This is a genomic window from Ralstonia sp. 1138 (assembly GCF_040544795.1).
Taxonomy (GTDB): Bacteria; Pseudomonadota; Gammaproteobacteria; order Burkholderiales; family Burkholderiaceae; genus Ralstonia; species Ralstonia flatus.
Genome location: NZ_JBEPKQ010000003.1, coordinates 979,250 through 998,034 on the forward strand (window position 1 = coordinate 979,250; position 18,785 = coordinate 998,034).

General features: G+C 57.1%; 14 protein-coding genes and 1 tRNA gene. 12 read left to right on the forward strand and 3 right to left on the reverse strand.

Going from position 1 to position 18,785, the window contains the following annotated elements; genetic code table 11:
* Positions 1–325: 325 nt before the first annotated feature.
* Positions 326–404, reverse strand: a tRNA-Arg gene (locus tag ABIC76_RS17415).
* A 126-nt stretch (positions 405–530) separates the two neighbouring features.
* Between ABIC76_RS17415 and ABIC76_RS17420 the strand changes: the two genes are divergently transcribed.
* Both ABIC76_RS17420 and ABIC76_RS17425 read left to right on the forward strand, forming a co-directional pair.
* A complete protein-coding gene (locus ABIC76_RS17420) occupies positions 531–1,874 on the forward strand; it encodes a tyrosine-type recombinase/integrase (RefSeq protein WP_354534686.1) in 1,344 nt (447 codons plus the stop codon).
* Between the two features lie 209 nt (positions 1,875–2,083).
* Positions 2,084–3,001: a hypothetical protein gene (locus tag ABIC76_RS17425; RefSeq protein WP_354534687.1), complete on the forward strand. Its 918-nt coding sequence runs from the start codon at positions 2,084–2,086 to the stop codon at positions 2,999–3,001.
* Between the two features lie 68 nt (positions 3,002–3,069).
* Here ABIC76_RS17425 and ABIC76_RS17430 read toward each other — a convergent pair whose 3' ends face one another.
* A complete protein-coding gene (locus ABIC76_RS17430; RefSeq protein ID WP_354534688.1) occupies positions 3,070–4,866 on the reverse strand; it encodes a hypothetical protein in 1,797 nt (598 codons plus the stop codon).
* Positions 4,867–5,689: 823 nt separating this feature from the next.
* Here ABIC76_RS17430 and ABIC76_RS17435 point away from each other — a divergent pair.
* The 6 genes from ABIC76_RS17435 to ABIC76_RS17460 all read left to right on the forward strand — a co-directional run bounded on the left by ABIC76_RS17435 (position 5,690) and on the right by ABIC76_RS17460 (position 13,520).
* Positions 5,690–6,892, forward strand: coding sequence for a hypothetical protein (locus ABIC76_RS17435; protein ID WP_354534689.1), 1,203 nt, complete (start codon positions 5,690–5,692; stop codon positions 6,890–6,892).
* Between the two features lie 367 nt (positions 6,893–7,259).
* Complete coding sequence (locus ABIC76_RS17440) at positions 7,260–7,544, forward strand: type II toxin-antitoxin system HigB family toxin (protein ID WP_354534690.1); 285 nt, start codon at positions 7,260–7,262, stop codon at positions 7,542–7,544.
* Positions 7,545–7,546: 2 nt separating this feature from the next.
* Positions 7,547–8,800, forward strand: coding sequence for a helix-turn-helix domain-containing protein (locus ABIC76_RS17445; RefSeq protein ID WP_354534691.1), 1,254 nt, complete (start codon positions 7,547–7,549; stop codon positions 8,798–8,800).
* A complete protein-coding gene (locus ABIC76_RS17450) occupies positions 8,797–9,921 on the forward strand; it encodes a beta family protein (RefSeq protein WP_354534692.1) in 1,125 nt (374 codons plus the stop codon). Before ABIC76_RS17445 ends, ABIC76_RS17450 begins: the two co-directional genes overlap by 4 nt.
* Positions 9,922–10,381: 460 nt before the next feature.
* On the forward strand, positions 10,382–12,943 hold the full coding sequence (locus ABIC76_RS17455) for a UvrD-helicase domain-containing protein (RefSeq protein WP_354534693.1): 2,562 nt from the start codon (positions 10,382–10,384) through the stop codon (positions 12,941–12,943).
* Positions 12,944–12,971: 28 nt separating this feature from the next.
* Positions 12,972–13,520, forward strand: coding sequence for a metal-dependent hydrolase (locus tag ABIC76_RS17460; RefSeq protein ID WP_354534694.1), 549 nt, complete (start codon positions 12,972–12,974; stop codon positions 13,518–13,520).
* A 75-nt stretch (positions 13,521–13,595) separates the two neighbouring features.
* Here the strand turns inward: ABIC76_RS17460 and ABIC76_RS17465 are convergent, their stop codons facing one another.
* Positions 13,596–14,195, reverse strand: coding sequence for a hypothetical protein (locus ABIC76_RS17465; protein ID WP_354534695.1), 600 nt, complete (start codon positions 14,193–14,195; stop codon positions 13,596–13,598).
* 90 nt (positions 14,196–14,285) lie between these two features.
* Between ABIC76_RS17465 and ABIC76_RS17470 the strand changes: the two genes are divergently transcribed.
* The 4 genes from ABIC76_RS17470 to ABIC76_RS17485 all read left to right on the forward strand — a co-directional run bounded on the left by ABIC76_RS17470 (position 14,286) and on the right by ABIC76_RS17485 (position 18,682).
* Positions 14,286–16,064, forward strand: coding sequence for an ATP-dependent nuclease (locus ABIC76_RS17470; protein ID WP_354534696.1), 1,779 nt, complete (start codon positions 14,286–14,288; stop codon positions 16,062–16,064).
* Between the two features lie 347 nt (positions 16,065–16,411).
* Positions 16,412–16,786: a PHA-granule associated protein 4 gene (locus tag ABIC76_RS17475; RefSeq protein WP_354534697.1), complete on the forward strand. Its 375-nt coding sequence runs from the start codon at positions 16,412–16,414 to the stop codon at positions 16,784–16,786.
* Between the two features lie 378 nt (positions 16,787–17,164).
* Positions 17,165–17,872 carry a hypothetical protein gene (locus ABIC76_RS17480; protein WP_354534698.1) on the forward strand — a complete coding sequence of 236 codons (708 nt, stop codon included), beginning with the start codon at positions 17,165–17,167 and terminating at the stop codon, positions 17,870–17,872.
* Positions 17,873–18,001: 129 nt separating this feature from the next.
* Complete coding sequence (locus ABIC76_RS17485) at positions 18,002–18,682, forward strand: hypothetical protein (RefSeq protein WP_354534699.1); 681 nt, start codon at positions 18,002–18,004, stop codon at positions 18,680–18,682.
* Positions 18,683–18,785: the final 103 nt, after the last annotated feature.

The window sequence follows — 18,785 nt, forward strand, 5'->3', positions numbered from 1 at the left end:
GGGCCGATTGTCGGAATCGCTAGTCGAGCGTGATCAGCTAATTTCGGGCGCGTCAGTAGGTCGCTTTGCTGCCGCCTTGGCCTCGCCGCTCCCGCGTCATGCGGAAAGGTGTAGGGGCAGGGGCTGAGGTCATCGGAGCTCGTTAGATTGGAGCTCTGCAAGGCTACTTATGACGACGGTGGTTGGTGCCCGTCGGGCTGACAGGAGGGCAGAGTGCCGCCGGTCATATGGATCAGCGCGGATTTGTCTCCCCTCAAAATGCCTACACGATAAGCTGGCGCATAAAAAGCGAACCACCGAAATGGCTACAGCCCGTTGTTTTTATTGGCCTGCCCAGAGGGATTCGAACCCCCGACCGTCGGCTTAGAAGGCCGAAAATCTATGGGTTGATTGAGCTGGAACAGTGTGCGTGTCTGCACCACAGGTCCTTACGGATAAAGGGTTTGTTTGGTGATCCCGTCAAATCTATATTGACCGATCTGGACTGATTTTCCTATGATTTGCCTACATGGTGCCTACACAGAGAATCAATGTCCAAGCAGAACTTCACGGCGGCTCGAGTCGAGGGATTTCAATGTGAGCCTGGCAAGCAACAAACGATCTACTGGGACGCAAAGACGCCCGGCTTCGGGGTGCGCGTCACGGCGGCGGGCGCGCGAGCTTACATTTTTGAATCTCGGCTGTTCGGCAAGACGATCCGATTGACAATCGGAGATGCTCGGGCGTGGGACCTCAGCCGTGCACGTACTGAAGCCAGTCGCTTGAAGACGTTGGTTGACGACGGAAAGGACCCGCGCGAGGTCAGGGTTGAGCAGCGTGTTGCACATGAAGCTCGTCAAGTTGCAAGGCGTAAGCGGGATGTTTTTCTGGCAGAGGCATGGCAAGCGTACTTAGAGGCGAGTCGAGATAAATGGGGTGATCGCCACTATCGGGATCACTTGAATTTGTCCCAGTTGGGTGGGCAAGCAAAGCGTAGAGGGACGGGTGAAACGAAAGCTGGGCCGCTTGCATCGTTGATGGTGCTCAAGCTGTCCGAACTCACAGCGGCAACGGTGGCAGACTGGCTCACTTCGGAAGCAAAGAATCGCCCTACTAACACGGAGCAGGCATATCGAAAGCTGCGTGCCTTCATTCGATGGTGCGATGATCGTGCCGAATATTCTGGCGTGATTCCGGCGAGTGTCTACGGGGCCAAGTCTGTCAGAGAGGCAGTGCCGAGAACCAAGCCCAAGAACGACTGTCTACAGCGCGAGCAGTTGCAATCCTGGTTCGATGCGGTTCGAGGCATCGCCAATCCGACAATTTCAGCCTATCTGCAAGGTCTCCTGATTACAGGGGCCCGCCGCGAAGAACTTGCAGCGTTACGTTGGGGGGACGTAGACTTCCGTTGGCGTAGCTTAACCATGAACGACAAGATCGAAGGGACAGGTGGCCGCACGATTCCGCTGACACCGTATCTGGCGACGCTGTTGCTGGACCTGAAACGACTCAACGAGACGCCGCCGGACCGCCGGCAACTTGCGCGCCTCAAGGAGCGGGGAGAGACGTGGGCGCCGTCGGAGTGGGTGTTCGCCAGCAAGACGTCCGAAGACGGCAAGATTGCCGAGCCTCGCATCGCACACAACAAGGCGCTTGCCGCAGCGGAGCTTCCACACGTCACCCTGCATGGCCTTCGGCGATCGTTTGGTACGTTGTCGGAATGGGTCGAGGTGCCCGTTGGCGTAGTGGCCCAGATTCAGGGGCACAAACCGTCGGCCATCGCCGAGAAACACTATCGTCGTCGTCCGCTCGATCTGCTTCGCAAATGGCACGATAGCATCGAGGCTTGGATGCTGGAGCAGGCTGGCTTCGCTTTCGCGGCTAATGCAAGTTGAATATTCCGCCGGGAAGGCTCGCTGAAACCTCCGGTATCCATCGGCCACTGGCGCTTGCCGCGATAAAATCGTGTCATCGTGGCGGCAATCAATGTTGCGCACAATTTGGATGCGATCCAGGGGCCATGACGAACACGACGCTACAACCGGAAAATTTCGCTGCCGGAAGGCAGCTTTATGCCCTCGGATTGCGGACAGGGGGCGCATGAATGTCCCTGTTCCGCAACTTCATTTCGCTGAGTGATGTAGTCGGTGTTGTCGCGAACTGCATTGCTGTCGAAGACATCAATCTCGATTCAGGTGCGCACGGCGTCGGGTCCGAAGACGCCGCTGCTGCGTTCGAAAACAGATTCGAGATCGCGTCGAAGAAGCGCATGCATCAGACATCCCGGGCTGCGGAGAAGCTCGGTGCAGCCATCGCGAATACCGCGAGCGGCCAACGCCTGCGCTGGTTTGACGTGACATTGGGCAACGGTGACAGGTACTGGCAAAGCGCGGCAGCCTGCAACGAGGGAATGACATTGCTGGCCGATATGGCGAAGTGGGAGCGCGCGGCTGAAGAGGCGGAGCACAGGCATGCCCGGCTAGCTGGATCGAGATGGGCGGAGCCGGCACTGGAGCCAGCGCGCTTTCTCGATATGCCGGCCATGCCGCGCATGCGGCTCATCGGCTTCGATCCCGACGAACTCGTTGGTTTTCTTCTCGACGAGCAAATTCCGAACTCCCTGGTAGTGCCGCTACCCGTAGTCTCGTCTGTCACACGCAATGGCACCTCACTTCCCGGCGTATCCGCTGGCGCTGTGGCTGATCCAATTGTCGCCGGCGACGAGCCGACGGCACCTTCAGTGTCGAAGAACGGAAAAAAGCCGAGGGCGAAGAGCGCCGGGCCCCGTCCTCCAATGAAGATGCCAGAGAACCGGGACTACCTGTCGACAGAGGAATTTGCCGCAGTAATGGGGGTTCAGCCGAACACCATCCTTAAAGCCCGCCACAAGTTCGGACACTACTGTGGAATTCGTGCCCTCAAGCTGCCGGAAAACCGCCTGCTCCGTTGGCCGGCGGCGGACATTAAGGCAGTGCTGACCAGAAGGGCTCCGTTCACCGCAAGCACGGATAAGGGCGAATGAGGTACATCCAAACCGATAATAACGAAAACGACAGATCAAGAACGGCCCCTATTGTGGAGTGAAGCCGATCAAGCTGCCGAATTGCCATCGCTCAAAGTGGGGTCGGTTGGCGTATCCCTCTTCGGACTAGGCGAGTTCGCCTCATCAATAGCCACCGTCTTTGCCCTGTCGGTTAAGTCTGGTGACTTCGGTGGGAGAAGTTTTCTCTTCTTGCGTACTTCCACCGTGTACTTTCTGCCGCTGCCGCTGCCGCTGCCGCTTGTGGCGTCTTCCCTGGGTCTTCTTTCAAGACTGATTTCACGACGAGGTGGAGTCGTTGGAGCGCTCGCGTCAGGTCGCGTGTGGATCTTGGATTCACCTAGCCTGTTCGCTGGCGATGGGCGCCCTGGCGCGGGCTGTGGAGCTGCCGATCCGGTTTCTGTGCTCTGGCCGTCAGAGTAGGTCTCTTCGTTGGCTGCGAGGGTCGTCGTCGCATAGCGGACTGGCGCCGCACTCACGCCGGTGCTTGTGCGCGGCGATCGCTTCTTGGCCGCCTTCCTGTTCTTAGCCGATAATTTTTCATTGCGCCGTTTCCGCTGGTTTGTCCAGCGAGCGCCTGCCCTCAGCTCTTCGTCCAACAAAGCCGATTCGAGAACGCGGTCTGTGAACGGGTTTGAGGTGGCGGCAGCGCGCATTTTATTCGCTTCGCGGCGCTTATTCTGTTTTGTCCGTTCGGCTAGTTTTCCGACTGGAGAATGAGTGCACCAAAAACGATGGAGGTCATTCGCAGACACCCGGCAATAGAAATCGGGTTCGGTCACAAAAGTGATTTTTTCCAAGGTCCGGGCGTAGCGTTTGGATGGCTGATCGTGTGCAAGAAATAGCATTTCGCCCACGCACCCAGCCCGACTCGGGCCAATTTCCCCATTCCAGCGGGCGACCAGCTTCGACATCAACTCAGCATCTTGCACTAAAGCATTTTTAGTGAAAAACACGAATGCTTCGAACCAGCACCCCAGTATCGCATCTCTCTTGAGCAGGATCGTGTGGCCGAGATAATCGCAGTTCGGGATTTCTCGCTTGATATGCTTGACTAGCCGTTTTCGAAAATATTCGGACTTTTCTCGGGACATGGGTGGATCGCCACCGATTATTTTAGTGTCTCTGCGAATGGTCAGGTGAGCAATCATGGTGTTGGGCTCACCGTCCATTAGATGGTAGGCATACTGCATCAGGCTGCACCTATTGTTTTTTGCAGTACGCCGAAACGATTTAACATTATCTAGCGCATCCCGTGTGGCTTGGTATAGGGGGGTGAGGAGAGTGTTGATGGCATCGCTGATTCGATATATGTCCGGGTGATTTAGGAGCGATCTGCGTGCGTCCTTGCTGGAATAGAAATGGTGATCTGAGATGTCTGCAAGGTACGTCGGTCGGCCATTAATTTCTATAAAGGGTTTTGACTCCAGAAAATCCCAGAACAAAGAAAAATTGGGATGGAAATCGCAGTCGGGGTAGTGCCTTATAGCTGCAGCAGCCTTTTCTCGAGAAGCTTTGCTGAAAAGTTCCAGCACCGCGACACCTGGTGGCCTGATGTCCAGGTACGGATTCCCGAAAGCATCAATAGAGACAGAAAACAGTCCTCGTTGCCATTTCCTCACACGCGCAAGTTTCTCCAGGCTAACCGAAACGTGGCGGATATATCTCGCCAGCTCGAAACGGTCTGCGCCATAGCGCCGCACCTCGTCCTGGGATGGATGGGCCAACGCGCTCCACACTCCCTCTTCGCGCCCCGGCGACGGTCGGCCTGCGGCAAGCTGACGGGCAGGGTCGAGCGGAACGTCGCGCTTGCGTTTGATGGGAGGCAAGTGCTGTATGTCTGACATGGTGGTAGCGGCGAAATGCGGGCAGATAGATTCTAGCTAGGCAAGAAATTCACAACAAGTATGTTCCCCAGTGGGAACAAGTTAGTACCCTTAGGTAGATTCTTCAAGGGTTGCGGGACCATCGTTGTTGAGTGGTAGAGGCGAGAATTCCTGGAGCAACAGCGTGTCCAGCTCTGCCCGGAATGGGGGACAGGGGTAGCAGTACCGGTCTCACTGGCGCGCTTTACCGACCCATCCGGTGCGCGGTCCGCTTGCCGATGTCCGATCACCCCTGTCGAGTTCCAGAGCCCTTCGATGTACCCCAGGCAGCGAGATGACGCACCGCTTCATGAGCGGCAACGGACGAGTCGACCAGCAGCTGGCATGAGTTAGGACTGGTTTTTCCGATCGCTGCGGCTCCATGTCTGGGAATTTCCACCACTCTCCGCAAAGCCCTTAATGGAAAGATAATCGCGCTTCCCAGGATATTTTCCGCTCTTGTGGATCATTATGATTTTTCTCCGTGGCGGCATTTCGCTATGGCGGTTTCCAGTGACGCAGCATAGCCGCATGCTCATGCTCGGGATAACTCTGGAGCAGATCGTTGCCATGGATTCCCCCTTGAATGGGGGCGTCTTGGTGTTCGAGATGCAGCCAGTACGGAGGCTTCTGCCGTGGCCTATCAACTGTCTCCCTATACTAAGATTATCTGTTCTAATAATTACCAATATCTACAACATAGATAGGGTGTAGTAATAATAACGAGATCATCTGGCAGGTAAATAAATACCTGCCATCTGAATGACTTGAGAGGACAAACGGTGTCCTGATAATGGAGTTCAGAATGAGAGATGGTCTAAACGTCGGACTGCCGTTCGACGACGTCGTACACGATCCTTCCTTTGCCGAAGGGATCACTGGTAGAGGCTGGCATGTTGGCGAGTACTGCGACCTGTATCAGTGGCTGGCCTGGTTCATGGACAGCGTTCTGTACGCTGACCAAGTACCGTACGAGATCCGAGATGATGGCTTCAGGCGATGGGCTGTCAGAAACACGAAGACGCAAGCTGGTAAGAGAAACCTGACTGGCTACCTGCGGTGGTGCTGGGCGTTCATGGACCTGTATTGGCCGGACTGCGCTTACAGTCCGGATTTCCAACTGTATTTTGATTGCTACCGTTCCTTTGTTCCCATACAGCTCAGCCTAGCCGAGCGGGTAATCCGCGATGATCCCAACGCGCTATTCCCTGACGGGTCGATTCTGGCAGAGCGGTTCAATGCGTTCGTCGCTTATCTGCGTGAACAGGCCAGAACGAGAAACGTGCGCAAGAAAATGCTGGACTGCAAGGCTGGGCTGAAGCATCAGAGCGGGGCGATCCGGGATTATTTGGTGGGGGTCGTGCAAAAGTATCCAAACCTTCTGCCTGTTCGGCTGGATTTTCTGTACGCGGTGTTTGCTGCCGTCGAGAGCGACGCGCTGTTGCGCACGAGCTGGAAGCGGAATAGTGAGGGGCTGTTGGTATCGGTGCCGTCAGCTTCGCCCGAGGCAGAAGGGCGACTGGAAACGCGTGGGCGTATCGACGTGCGTCAGGCCATGCGGGATCGGGCTGCGTTCTTCGATCGATCCTGTGGGCCTGCGCTGGAGCTGTTTGATTTCGTGGCGGGTTTCATCTGCAAGATGGAGCAGGGCAGTGAGCATCGCGCGTATCACCTTCACACGGTCCTGCTGCTTGACGCGACCAAGGTCAAGGAGTCGGACATTGAACGGTTGATCGGTCTTGCCAGTCAGCGGTGGCAGCACGTGACTGGTGGGACTGGCTTCGTCTTCAACTGCCACGATGAAGCCTACAAGGCAGGGCTGAAGCGCGAGGGTGTTTGGTCTCTTGATCCAATCCGAAAGGGCGACGCTGAGCAGGTCGAGAAGCTAGTTGAGTACATCGACCGATACTTCACGAAAGACGGCGATCAGATGCTGCGAGTCAAGCCGACAGCGAAATCGCGCACCCTGACGATGGGATGCCTCTTTCCCGAACGTTTGGCTGGGTAGAGGGGCGTAATCCAGGCAGGCGCACCGCCACATCTTTTCTATGTGGCCTTGGCACTTGGGTGGCGGTGCTCATCGCGAACCGATAGAGCGTTCAGGAGGTCGCCACTATCCGATTGGGTACGCTAGAAGAATTGCTGCGGCTGCTGCACATGGACGGACTCCCGGTCGGTGAACTGGACTACGAAGCGGGCTGACAGGGTGCCGTCGAGCTAGGTCGCGTGGGCCCGTTAAGCGAGTCGCGTCAATTCTAGTGACTTCCCGTTCTCATAGAACGGCATTGACATTGGTTCCCGTATTGGGAACAATCACGATAGTCCCATCGCGTGATCAACTAGGAGGCCGCCGATGTCAACGGAGAAGTTCACAAATGAAAGTCATTGGACTGGACCTATTAGCCGCTTTCTGTGAGGGGCACTCTGATTGCCGGAAGTGGATCTCGAACTGGATTCGCGATGTCAAGCAGAGCACTTGGATAACGACACACGACGTTAGATCTCGCTTTCCCGCAGCTAGCTTTCTTGCCGAAAACGTCGTGATCTTTAACGTACGTGGGAACGAGTATCGGCTTGAGACGCAGATTGCGTTCAACGTCGGCGTCGTAGTAGTCAAGTGGATAGGTACTCATGCTGAGTACGACAAACGGAAGTTTTAGCAATGAACTACAAGGTTCTGAAGACGGAAGATGAGCATCGGACAGCGCTTCGGGAAGCCGAGGCGCTAGTCGCGCTTGATCCTGCGATTGGGTCTAGCGAAGCCGAACGTCTAGAACTGTTGACGCTGCTTATCGAGGATTACGAAAAGCGGGCGTTCACTTTTGACGAGCTCGATCCTTTGGACGTCATTGAGTTTCGTATGGCCGAGCAAGGGCTGCGTCAAAGAGACTTGGTTTCGATGATTGGTAGCCGCAGTCGGGTTTCGGAGGTGCTCTCGGGCAAGCGCCCATTAACTGTCCAGATGATTCGGTCGCTCTCAATCGGGCTTGGCGTTCCTGCAGATGCTCTTATCGGGTCCGAATCTCGGCCATCAACCGCGCTTAGTGGCGCTGATACGACGGAAATTGACTGGAGGCAGTTTCCCTATGGAGAGATGGAGCGTCGCGGCTGGTTCAAAGGGATTCGAGTAAGTGGCACTAGCAACGAGGAGCGCCTCCAATCGTTCCTCACTCAAGTCATGCCTCAAGAGCCGGCAGAGGTTTTATTTCGTCGGCGCTTTCACGGGCTTGAGATAGACGAGAAATCTCACTATTCAACCCTAGCTTGGACAGCCCGAGTTCTCATGCGTGCCAAGGATGTGAGCGAATCCTTGCCACGCTTTGATCCCTCTCGGGTCACCCCGGACACATTGCGCGATCTGGCTCGGCTCAGTTGGCTTGCCAACGGGCCGCAGCTCGCAGTTGAGTTTCTTGCGAAGCTCGGTATTACTGTGATCGTCGAACAGCGATTGCGGAACGCTATACTTGATGGCGCCGCACTTATGTCCGAGGGAAAGCGACCAGTGATCGGTCTCACTCTTCGAATTGATCGAGTGGACTACTTCTGGTTTACGCTTATGCATGAGGTGGCTCATGTTTGGCGCCATCTGAGCGATTCAAGCGACGCGTTTATTGATCGTGTTGAGCGAATAGCCAGTACAGAGAAGGCGCCCGAAGCCAAAGAGAATGAGGCAAATAGGATTGCTCGCGATGCATTTATTAAGCGAGCTGTCTGGGAACGAAGCCCTGCTCGGTTAGCGCCATCGCGGGAGAATATTCAGAACTTGGCAGACCAGTTGCATATTCACCCCGCCATTGTGGCAGGGCGGGTTCAGTTCGAGACGGGGCAATACAACCAGTTCCGCGAGTTTTTAGGGCAAGGTGAAGTACACCGGCAGTTTCAAGAGGCTTTTCCGGGAGAGTCGGAGGAAGAATGAAGTCGGCTGTCTACGTTCCTATTGTGAAGGGCAAGGAGAATGACGTGAAAGCGGTCGGAGGACTCTCCGCGCCTGTACGTGTCATCACCAAGCCTCTTTTCGAGGTAATGCCAATTGATCCTCGCAAGCCGGAAGTAGACCAGCACGTCCACAAGTTTTGCCAATACATTAGGAAGCACGTTCCGCTTGGCGACATCTTTGTCGACTTCTACGGGTTTATGCCGGACGCGACCGTGGCGGACGGAACAAACGCGACGCTTTTCGGCTATCAGCTTCTGAAGGGGCTCGGGCGCAGCGTGACGCCTGTCTATGGGCTGGAGCGCAACGATGATCTTTGGGCCCCGCTCGGGCCCCTGGTGAAAGGCTTCGGCAACGGTTTTGCTTTCCGCCTTCGTCGTGATGATTTGGTGGACTACCAAGCCGAGGAGACGTGGGCTTCGGTTCTTGAGTGTTCCGCTCAAATGGGCTTGAGTGAGGGCGAGATCGATCTAATTCTTGATCTTGCAAGTCTGTCTGATGCCGACCCTGGGGAGGCTAAAGAGCTTGTAGTGTCGTTCCTCTCTCACAATTCACGTGTGAATCGCTATCGCAGCGTGATCTTGGTGTCATCTAGTGCCCTACGGACTGTGGGCGACGTTGCTAAAGACAGCATGTCTGAGGTAACTCGCGGCGAGCTGCACCTGTGGTCGGACCTGTGGAACGACCTGCCCGACGACATTAAGCCAGTATATGGCGACTATGGCGTTATCCATCCTGACTTTAGCGACATTGGACCGAACAAACACATAAACGCCAAGATTCGCTACACCGTTGGTGACAAGATTCTCTACTTTCGGGGCCATGGACTGCTACTTCCAGTCAGGGACTATCAGCAGTACTACGACATCGCCAAGAGGGTCGTGGCTGATCCTCGCTATCGCAAACGGGACTTTAGCGTTGGGGACACCTACCTGGACGACCGTGCCAAGCGATTGACTAAGCCGGGCGCTCCTGGTCCGTGGATCGCTGCCGACATGAACCACCACATAACCTACGTCGCGCAGCAAGTGGACCGCCTGGTCAAAGAGTTTGCGTCTCTGCCGGACCAGACGGTTGCGGCTGCTCTGTTGGCGGCAGTTTGATCACATCACTGTTTGGTACGTGGTGCTGCCCCAAGCAATTCTCCGCATACCTCCCGGCAGGACTGAAGCGAGCCAAGCTCGACTAGGAAGCGTGGGAGGTGTCGCCGGGCTTGCGCGCAGGCAGCTTCTGACGCGCCCGATCTTCATACACAGTTTCCTCGAGCCATCGCTCGCTGACGTGTTGTTGATCAACTTTCTGCGGCTGCTGAGACCTTCCGGCGGAAGCAGTGACTCCCCTGTCGGGAGAGTAAAAAACTCGTAACTCTTTGATCTATAAGGGTGGATGCACGTCAGAATGCCCGTTTCCGCCCCTGGGCCGTGCAAACGATGGCCACTCGCCATGGTGTCCGGTGGAGACTTTGAACTGAAAAGATGGCTTTATAGGCTGTTTTTTCGAGATGTCTTTGCTGCCTAGGCTCCTTCACAATCTCCAGGAGCCGAATCTTGGAGAACATGTCTTATGCGGTGGATGGATCAGTGGCTAGAAAAACTCCCTTGGATGTCTGTACAGCGGCATCGCGGGGAAGTCGCAGCGTTGTCAGCGGAGCATGCCGCTCAGATCAAGACAGCGGTACGCCAAGCGAAAAACGATAGCTTCGCATTGGGGAAGGCCGAGGGCGATGCTGAGGGGTACGACCGAGGGATCAAGGCAGGACGCCTGTTGGAGCGGGAGGAGCGGGAAGAAGCTCTCCGCATCGAAGCCGAACGTGAGGCTCTCCGCCAACGCAAGGAAGCCGAGGAGCGTGCGCGCTGGCTGGTGAGCGATCAGCCCATTGGGTTCGATGAACGGATCAAGGCTGAGATCAGGCGGGACGTTAAGGCTCGTACCGGCCAAGACCCAAGACCACGACAATGGGACATGATTTTGTCCAATGACCCAGCAACGTACGTGATTGCCGGTGCAGGCTCGGGAAAGTCGACATCATTGGTGCTGCGCGTGGTTGCCCTGAATCTGTATCGGGCCATCAGCCTCAATCGCATTTCCGTCTTTACGTTCACGAGAGAGAGTCGAAAAGACTTCGTGAAAAAGCTGCGCCAGTGCATGGGGAAGTGGGACGAGGAACTCTCGGACGACGAGGCACGTTCGGTGGTTAGAACGTTCCATTCCATGGTCCTCAAGATGGCCAGATCCATTGATTCATCGCTGCAGGTGCTGGAACTGATGGATATGGAGAAAGGCAAGGCGATGCGCGACATCGATATCGACAACCTCCTGGAGGTGGGTGTCGGCGCGACGGATGCGGAACAAGAGCCTCAGCACAACTCGGAGGATGGCGGCATTGCTGATACTGGGGCGGCGCGTGATCCGAAGTCCGATGCCGTCCCCGAACGGGACAAGTTCCTGCGCCTTGCATACGAGCGGGCCTTCATGAACGATCCAGATTTCGCAGAGGTCATCGCTGCGATCTACAGGTACAGCCAGTTGCAAGCAAAACGCCCCAAGGAGGATGCGACGAAGGGGTTGGAGAAGAACGTCGCCGAACACGACGCGCAGATGTCCTCCTTTGTGGAGGACGCATGGAGAAGCCGTATTGCTCCCGGCGTGTGGCCTCCGCAAGGCGTGGTACCTGTGGCAGAGCCAATTCAGCTCTCGACCTCAATGAGTCGTCCGTACCGCGTGCACGGTTACCTTCCTGTCATGGAAGCGTATGTTGTTCTCGGCGGAGCGAAGTACTTTCCGGATGAGGACGACGTGGCGGGCAAGTTCATCAACGGTAAGCGCAAGCTGCTGGCCGCCCGCAGCGACAAGCCCATCGTCTGGATCGATACAGTGGAGCAGCTAACCGAGCTGACCACCGTGCTCGCGTGGTACCAAGCGTACCAAGAGAAGCGCGCGACAGTTCCCATGTTCGAATGGAGGGCACCGGGGGACATCGGCCGCAAGCCGTTGCTTCGAACCTTCTTCGATTCGGCTCAGTTTGTGGAGAATCTCGGCCTTCCGGTCGCGGCAACCATGGCCGCTGCGTTGTCCAAGGACGCCTCAGCGGCATTGACGGGACCTGAGCGCTTGCTCGCCGAGGCGGTGGCAAGATTTTGGCCGGTCTTCGAGAACGTTTTGCGGGAACATCAGATTTGGACCTTCAACCAGCTCTTCACGTATTTTTCGGAGGACCACCCGGAGCACTTCAAGGACGTGGACACCCTTGTGCTCGGCGCGATGCAGCACCTGCTTATCGATGAGTTTCAGGACATCTCGCCACAGATCGTCAAGTGGGTTCGCGGCTGTCAGCGTGAACTGGTTAAGCGCGGGCTGCCCGGTTCGCTCACGTGTGTGGGGGACGATTGGCAGTCCATCTATGGCTGGCGCGGCAGCTCACCCGACTTCTTTGTCCGCTTCAAGGAGCACTTTCCGGCAGTTACGCATGGCTGTATCAAGCTGGAAGAGAACTTCCGCAGCAGCGATCACATCTTGCGGTGCGCCGAGTCGGTGCTGGTCAATGTCCCGGGCATGGAGTCCAAGACGTGTGAAGCGAGGAGCCGATGGGCAGGTGAGGAAATGCCTGTGCTGCTGCACGAAGCCAAGGGAGCGCTTCCATACCGCCAGCTACGGCAGTTGCTGCTAGCCGAGGTCGAACGTACCGGGGCAACGGAGAAAGAACCAATGTTGGCGCTGTCGCGTTCCGGGAGAGGACACCGTGAGTTGAGCAAAGAGAAGCGACCCGCGTGGGGGAAATCGGTCAAGTTTATGACCTTCCATGCCGCGAAGGGGTTGGAGGCGCGGTCAGTTGTCCTGCTTGAGGACTGCGTGTATTTCGGTGTGAATCCGCTGAAGAATTTCTTGTACGGCAGAGCCGGCCTGGGAAGCTTTGACGCTGCCCAACGTGCAGAGGCTCGGCGACTGGCATATGTTGGGATCACCCGTGCGATGGAGCGCTGCTACTGGTTCGCGGTCGTGGAGAAGGGCAAAGATGGCGCATTCGGCAGCGTTCCGATGGGACGCTCCTTTGTAGCCCGTTGTGAGGCTGACGGAACGATGCGCCCGCGAGCCCCAGTCTCCTTGTCGGGGATCGGGCTGCAATAGGTATTCCAGCCCACCCTGGGCGCTCATCGTGCCATCCATCTTTACCCATGCCGTTGTGCCCTTGATGCTCGGGGCGGCTACAGGGCGCCGGTGCATCAGCGGCCGGCTTCTATTCGTCGGTGCCGTTGCGGCGATGCTGCCAGACCTTGATGTCGCAGCGCTCAGGCTGGGCATCCGGTATCAAGACGTCTTCGGCCATCGCGGCGCTACGCATTCGATTGCGTTTGCGCTGGCCCTCGCCATGCTGGCGGCGCTCGCGCATCCGTTGCTCAAGAGCACCGCGTGGCGCAGCGCGATCTTTGTTGGACTCGCTGCTCTGTCTCATCCGCTGCTCGATATGTGTACCAACGGCGGGATGGGTGTAGCGCTTCTGTGGCCGTTCAGTGAGCATCGCTGGTTCTTCCCGCTCAGGCCCATTGCGGTGTCGCCGCTGGGCGTATCGCAGTTTCTTGGGCCTCGCGGGCTCGCTGTGATGGTGTCGGAGTTGTATTGGGTTTGGCTGCCCACGGCATCGCTGTTCCTCGCCTTTGTCGTGGGGCGGTGGGCCGACAAATCGAATGCTCTCGATCAGGCGTGAATTGCCGGTATCCGTGCCGATGCGTTGCAATCAACGCCTCGGGAGCATCCTCGCAGTGCTGGGCGCAATAGGGTATCAAGCTGAAGAGCGTTGCGGCGGCGTTGGTTCACCCAGCCGTATCTCGCCAACGTACTGACCTTGATCCGCATTCCAATAGAGATCAAGTTGTCTGCTCGGAATCTGTACAAGTTCTGCAGACTGGTGGCCGTCGATGTCGAATTCGACATCTGAAATCTTCCGGCTTTTGCGCCCAGCGACAGTTGCGAAGATTTCAACTCTGTATGTTCCTGCTGTGTACAAGAGCGCGTCGGGGGCACCACGAAGATTGAAGTGGTGATCATTGGCGACACCGGTGGGTCCGACGAACAACCCGCTACCGATCGTCAATCGGCCGCCGTCAGTATGCCCCCAAAAATCGAACAAATAGCTCTGTCCATCCTTGTGCACACGCAGGAACAGATTTTCAATAGCCATTCCCTTCGCACCGGTTGAGTACAAGCAAGTCCGGATAAACAGCTTCGGCCAGTTTGGCCCAGCATCCCTTTTTAGGCAGATGTAAGTTGGCCGGGTCATCTTGAGCTTCCCCCGATTGAACTGAACCAGCCAAAAGGTGTAAGCCGAGGTTGCAACCGATGCCCCGGAAAAGACGAGCGAGAAGATGTCTTTCAGTTCCACGATGAGTGCTCGCGAAAGTTGCCTATGGGGGAGGTTGCTTGGGTAGTCCACTCATGCTGCAATGCTTGCCAGCATAGTGGAGAAGCAACGATGGCATCGCAGAGGATCGTCTCAGCCAAGTTTACGCATTACAAGGCTTTCCGGAACTTTTCGCTACATCTGCAGGAGTTCAATGTCTTGGTTGGCCCTAACAACGCAGGTAAGTCGACCATCGTCGGCGCTTTTCGGATTCTTCACGAGGGGTTGCGAAAGGCACGGGCGAAAAGCCCCGACCGGGTGGAGGTGGATCGCGTTGCGATGTTGGGCTACAAGCTAAATCTTGAGGGACTACCTGTTGCGGCAGAGAACATCTTCCACGAGTACGACGATAGCCAGCCGGCCTCGGTTGTCTTTCGGCTGTCCAACGATAACGTCCTCAAGCTTCATTTCCCCGAGCGGGGAGTCTGTTTGCTCGTTGCAGAACCTAAGACCGGCGATGTCCGTACGCCGAAGCAGTTCCGAGAGGCGTTTGATGTGGAAATCGGGTTTGTTCCCATTCTTGGCCCTGTCGACCAGCATGAAGTCTTGTACGGAAAGGAGGCGGCAAGGTTGGCGTTGTTGACCAGCGGAGCGTCGAGAAACTTTCGCAATATCTGGCACCACTACCCGGAAGACTTCGACCGATTCCGCGAGCTTGTGCAATCGACGTGGCCCGGTATGGATATCGAACGCCCCGAACTCGGGGACGACGGCCGATCGTTGCTTATGTTTTGCCCGGAAGAACGCCACCCACGCGAAATTTGCTGGGCGGGTTACGGCTTCCAGGTTTGGTGCCAGATGCTGACCTTTATCGTAAAGGCATCGACGGCCAGCCTGCTTGTCATAGACGAGCCGGATATCTACTTGCACTCTGACCTGCAAAGGCAACTGGTGGCGCTGCTGAGAGACCTCGGGCCGGACATTGTGCTGGCAACCCACTCTACGGAGATCATCGCGGAATGTGAGCCTACCAGCCTGCTGAACATCAACAAGCGCAAGACCTCCGCGAGCCGCGTCAAGGATGTGTCACAACTCAAGCGGGTCTTTGCTGCACTGGGCTCAAACCTCAACCCGACATTGACGCAACTTGCCAAGACAAGACGAGCTGTTTTTGTCGAAGGGCTGGATTTTCAGATTCTGTCTCCCCTTGCACGAGCGCTGGGGATGCAGAGGTTGGCGAATCGCGCAGATTTTGCAGTAATTCAGATGGAAGGGTTCAACCCGCGTCGGGCAATCGATCTTGCAGCCGGAATCGAAAAAACGGTCGGAGGCAAGGTGCTTCGGGCGGTGATTCTTGATCGTGACTATCGCTGCGACGCTGAATTGGCGGAGATTGAAGCGGAGCTTATCAAGCACGGTTTTCGCGTGCACATTCATGTACGCAAGGAAATCGAGAACTACCTGCTGGCTGAAGCGCCGCTGACTGCGGCCCTGCAGACGCGCCTGCGAGAGAAGGCAAGGCGATCGGGCAGTCCGAGCGGTTCAGCCCCCGATATCCGAGTTCTTCTGGATACGTGCATGGAGCAACTGCGTCACGATGTTTTTGCGCAGTTGCTTGCGCGCTTCGCCGAGTTCAAGAAGCGCACTGCTGGAAGTCTCGACTCCGCGAGCGTGAACGCTCAACTCTCAAGGGAGTTCGAGAGGAGATGGTCTCAGCCAAGTGGCCGTGAAGCGATGGTGCCTGGAAAAGACGTTCTCGCCGAGCTAAACCACCGTTTGCAGGAAATATGCGGTGTAACCCTTACCGATGGGGGGATTGCTAGCCAATTTACCCGGAGAACACTGCCGGACGACTTACTTGGCTTGCTTGAGATGCTTCAGCAGTTCAGCGAAGCCCAGGTGTCCGAGTGAAGGTGGGGTCCCGCGGTCGACTATGGCGCAATTCTCAGCGGCCATCAGTTGAACGATGTCGATGCCCGTTGGAACAAGTAACGGCGGCGTTGGGTTGGAGATATGCGCGACGCATGGGACGGCAGCGGGCGGTTGAGTACAACGCTGTCCAGGCAGATACCCCCAACGAGATGCCCGATGCCGAGGGGTAAATTACGGCTGTCCGATGTTATGGTCAAGCGCGCTGCGCAACTGTGTCAGGATTGCCGGCTTGATGGTCAAGCGCGTTGTGTAACGATGTCGGGATTGTTACCTGAAGCAAGGCGGCACCGAGTTGGACGGTATGCAGGATGGAATTGAGGGCGGAGATGGCAACAGCGCGCGCTGGCACACGAGAGGAAGCGCTACGGCTGCTGAAGACGGACGGAATTGCAGTTGTCGAACTGGACTACGAGTCGGGTTGGCAAGATGCATTCGAGTTGGGCCGCATGGGCCAGAAGGTCGGGGTTCGCGTTGAGTTCCGCGGCCAGGAGAACATCGCCGTTCAATCACCGGCCGCACTGGCAGCGGGGCTCGCGCGGGCAAAAACCACGTTCCGGCAGCGCAACCTTTACTGCCAGTTCGACTTGGATGCCTTGCCAGCAGGTGACTTGGCGAAGTTGGAGGCCAAGGCGACTGCACTGGGCGACTACATACTTGCAGGTCATTTGGCCCATGACGTGGAGAGCCGCTGGGACCGGTAGCGCAAAGCCAACGAAGGCGCAGGAACGGTCGGCGGTCGTTGGCATGCGGCACGCACAGTCATCTGGCTTGTTGCTGCATGGGTATGCAGGCGTCAGCAGTCATCCTATGCGTAGCGGGCGGAGCTGCGACCCAATGGTGGTCAAGCTCCGCTCTGGATGCGCACGCATCTGAGTCTCGCAACCCGCCCTGCAAGCCGCAGTCCCCCTGCCATGCTGCGTACTGCGATGGCAACGCAACCCTCGATTAGCCCGGCCTGTCGTCCGACATGGCCGGGCTCTTTTATGCCGCCGAATTCAAAAAGCGGGGTACGACCGATGCGAACGCCATGCCGGTGAGAGGGCGCCAATCCTATGGTGCTTCCTCTCCCAGGTGTGTTGATGACGACTTCCCAAGATCAGTTTTCCGCGGCCCTTGCCGCTCTCAATAATGCGGTCGCCGGGTTGGCCGCACCGCTTCAAAGCGTCGCCAGCACGGCCAAGGCCGCGATTCCAAAGTCTCAGGAAGGGACGGCTCCCGGTGATGTCGTCGTGCTCGATGCACAGGGCCGGTTGCCAGCAGTGGACGGCAGCCAACTCATCAATCTGCCGTCGCCTCATGGAGTCTCACCAGTATTGACTATCGAGCTCGGCCATTCTGCGCAAGCGAATGGCGGTCGCGGCATCGACATGGGGAACTGGTACCAGCTCGATTTCCGTTTAGGTGTGCATACCTACAACGACTTCCAGTACACCGCGAACAACGACGGCACGATCACCATTCCCTCCGGTGTGTATCTGGTCAGCGGCAGCGCCAAGATTCTCGCGCCAACCACGGATACGTATCAATTGCCGGCCCAGATGACGTTCGCCGTCGGCCAGAGCGTGGCTTATCCCGGCATCTATCAATACGCCGTGCAGCAATACCCCGACGCGCCGATCACCACCGCATCGACCTCCGGCGTGCTTGGCATGGTGCGTGTCGGCGGCGTGCAGGGAAGCTGGAACAGCAACAACCCGTTGTGGATGGGCTTCTCCAAGGTGCTGGGTTCGCAGAGCCAAACACCGTTGGCGCTGCAAGGCTTCATGTCGATCATCAAGGTCGGCTAAACGCGGGCGGCAACTGCACAACGCTTCGCAAAAATTGCGACACAGAAAGTTGCAATCTGTCTCGCGATCCGGACGTAACCTCCATCTGTCCAGTGAGCCCCCCGGTGACTGGACCCCGTGTAGCGCCAGGTGAGCGATTTCACTTGGCGCTTTTTTTTTACGGCCACGAAGCGCGTGCTGCTTGAATTCACTGCAGTCGCGTGGTGCGACAATGCGTGGCTCGAAGTCGATCAAGGAGTGGGTGTGCAAGGGCAGTCTCCGTGGCTATGCGCCATGCTGTGTGCGGCAGTGTTGATTTCGGCACCCGCCCATGCAAGAACAAACAAGGGCGGTGTGGGCGACGCGAGCGGCGCGTATGCGGCAATTGCACCGATCGAGCGGGCGAGGCCCAATCCACGGCTCACCCCCGGTGCCGTTGATCCACGCGTGACCCAGGCGAACATTCGCGAGACCATCTGCATGCGCGGCTACACCAAGACCGTGCGTCCACCACAGCAATTCACGCGCGAGCTCAAGGTGCGACAGATCCGGCAGTACGGCTATGCCGACAAGCGGGTGCGCGACTATGAAGAGGACCACCTTGTTGCGCTGGAGATCGGCGGTGCACCAAACAGTGCCAAAAATCTCTGGCCACAGCCGCATCACGTGATTGGCAACTGGGGCAGCCTCGCCAAGGATCGGCTGGAGAACCGCCTGCATACGTTGGTTTGCAGCCGCAAGCTACCCTTGGAGCAAGCCCAACGGGAGATGGCGCATGATTGGATTGCGGCCTATAAGCGCTATATCGGTCCCAAGGCGCCTTATCGCTAGGCGTCGTTGCGCTCCGAGAGTCTTGTGGGGGCTTGAGACATCCGGGCAAGGCGGATCGATCGACGGGCCAAGGTTCATGGGTGCGCGTTCAGCCGTTCGATGA

Coding starts and splice junctions, on each gene's coding strand:
- ABIC76_RS17420 (WP_354534686.1), top strand. CDS start 531: ATGTCCAAGCAGAACTTCACGGCGGCTCGAGTCGAGGGATTTCAATGT.
- ABIC76_RS17425 (WP_354534687.1), top strand. CDS start 2,084: ATGTCCCTGTTCCGCAACTTCATTTCGCTGAGTGATGTAGTCGGTGTT.
- ABIC76_RS17430 (WP_354534688.1), bottom strand. CDS start 4,866: ATGTCAGACATACAGCACTTGCCTCCCATCAAACGCAAGCGCGACGTT.
- ABIC76_RS17435 (WP_354534689.1), top strand. CDS start 5,690: ATGAGAGATGGTCTAAACGTCGGACTGCCGTTCGACGACGTCGTACAC.
- ABIC76_RS17440 (WP_354534690.1), top strand. CDS start 7,260: ATGAAAGTCATTGGACTGGACCTATTAGCCGCTTTCTGTGAGGGGCAC.
- ABIC76_RS17445 (WP_354534691.1), top strand. CDS start 7,547: ATGAACTACAAGGTTCTGAAGACGGAAGATGAGCATCGGACAGCGCTT.
- ABIC76_RS17450 (WP_354534692.1), top strand. CDS start 8,797: ATGAAGTCGGCTGTCTACGTTCCTATTGTGAAGGGCAAGGAGAATGAC.
- ABIC76_RS17455 (WP_354534693.1), top strand. CDS start 10,382: ATGCGGTGGATGGATCAGTGGCTAGAAAAACTCCCTTGGATGTCTGTA.
- ABIC76_RS17470 (WP_354534696.1), top strand. CDS start 14,286: ATGGCATCGCAGAGGATCGTCTCAGCCAAGTTTACGCATTACAAGGCT.
- ABIC76_RS17475 (WP_354534697.1), top strand. CDS start 16,412: ATGGCAACAGCGCGCGCTGGCACACGAGAGGAAGCGCTACGGCTGCTG.
- ABIC76_RS17480 (WP_354534698.1), top strand. CDS start 17,165: ATGACGACTTCCCAAGATCAGTTTTCCGCGGCCCTTGCCGCTCTCAAT.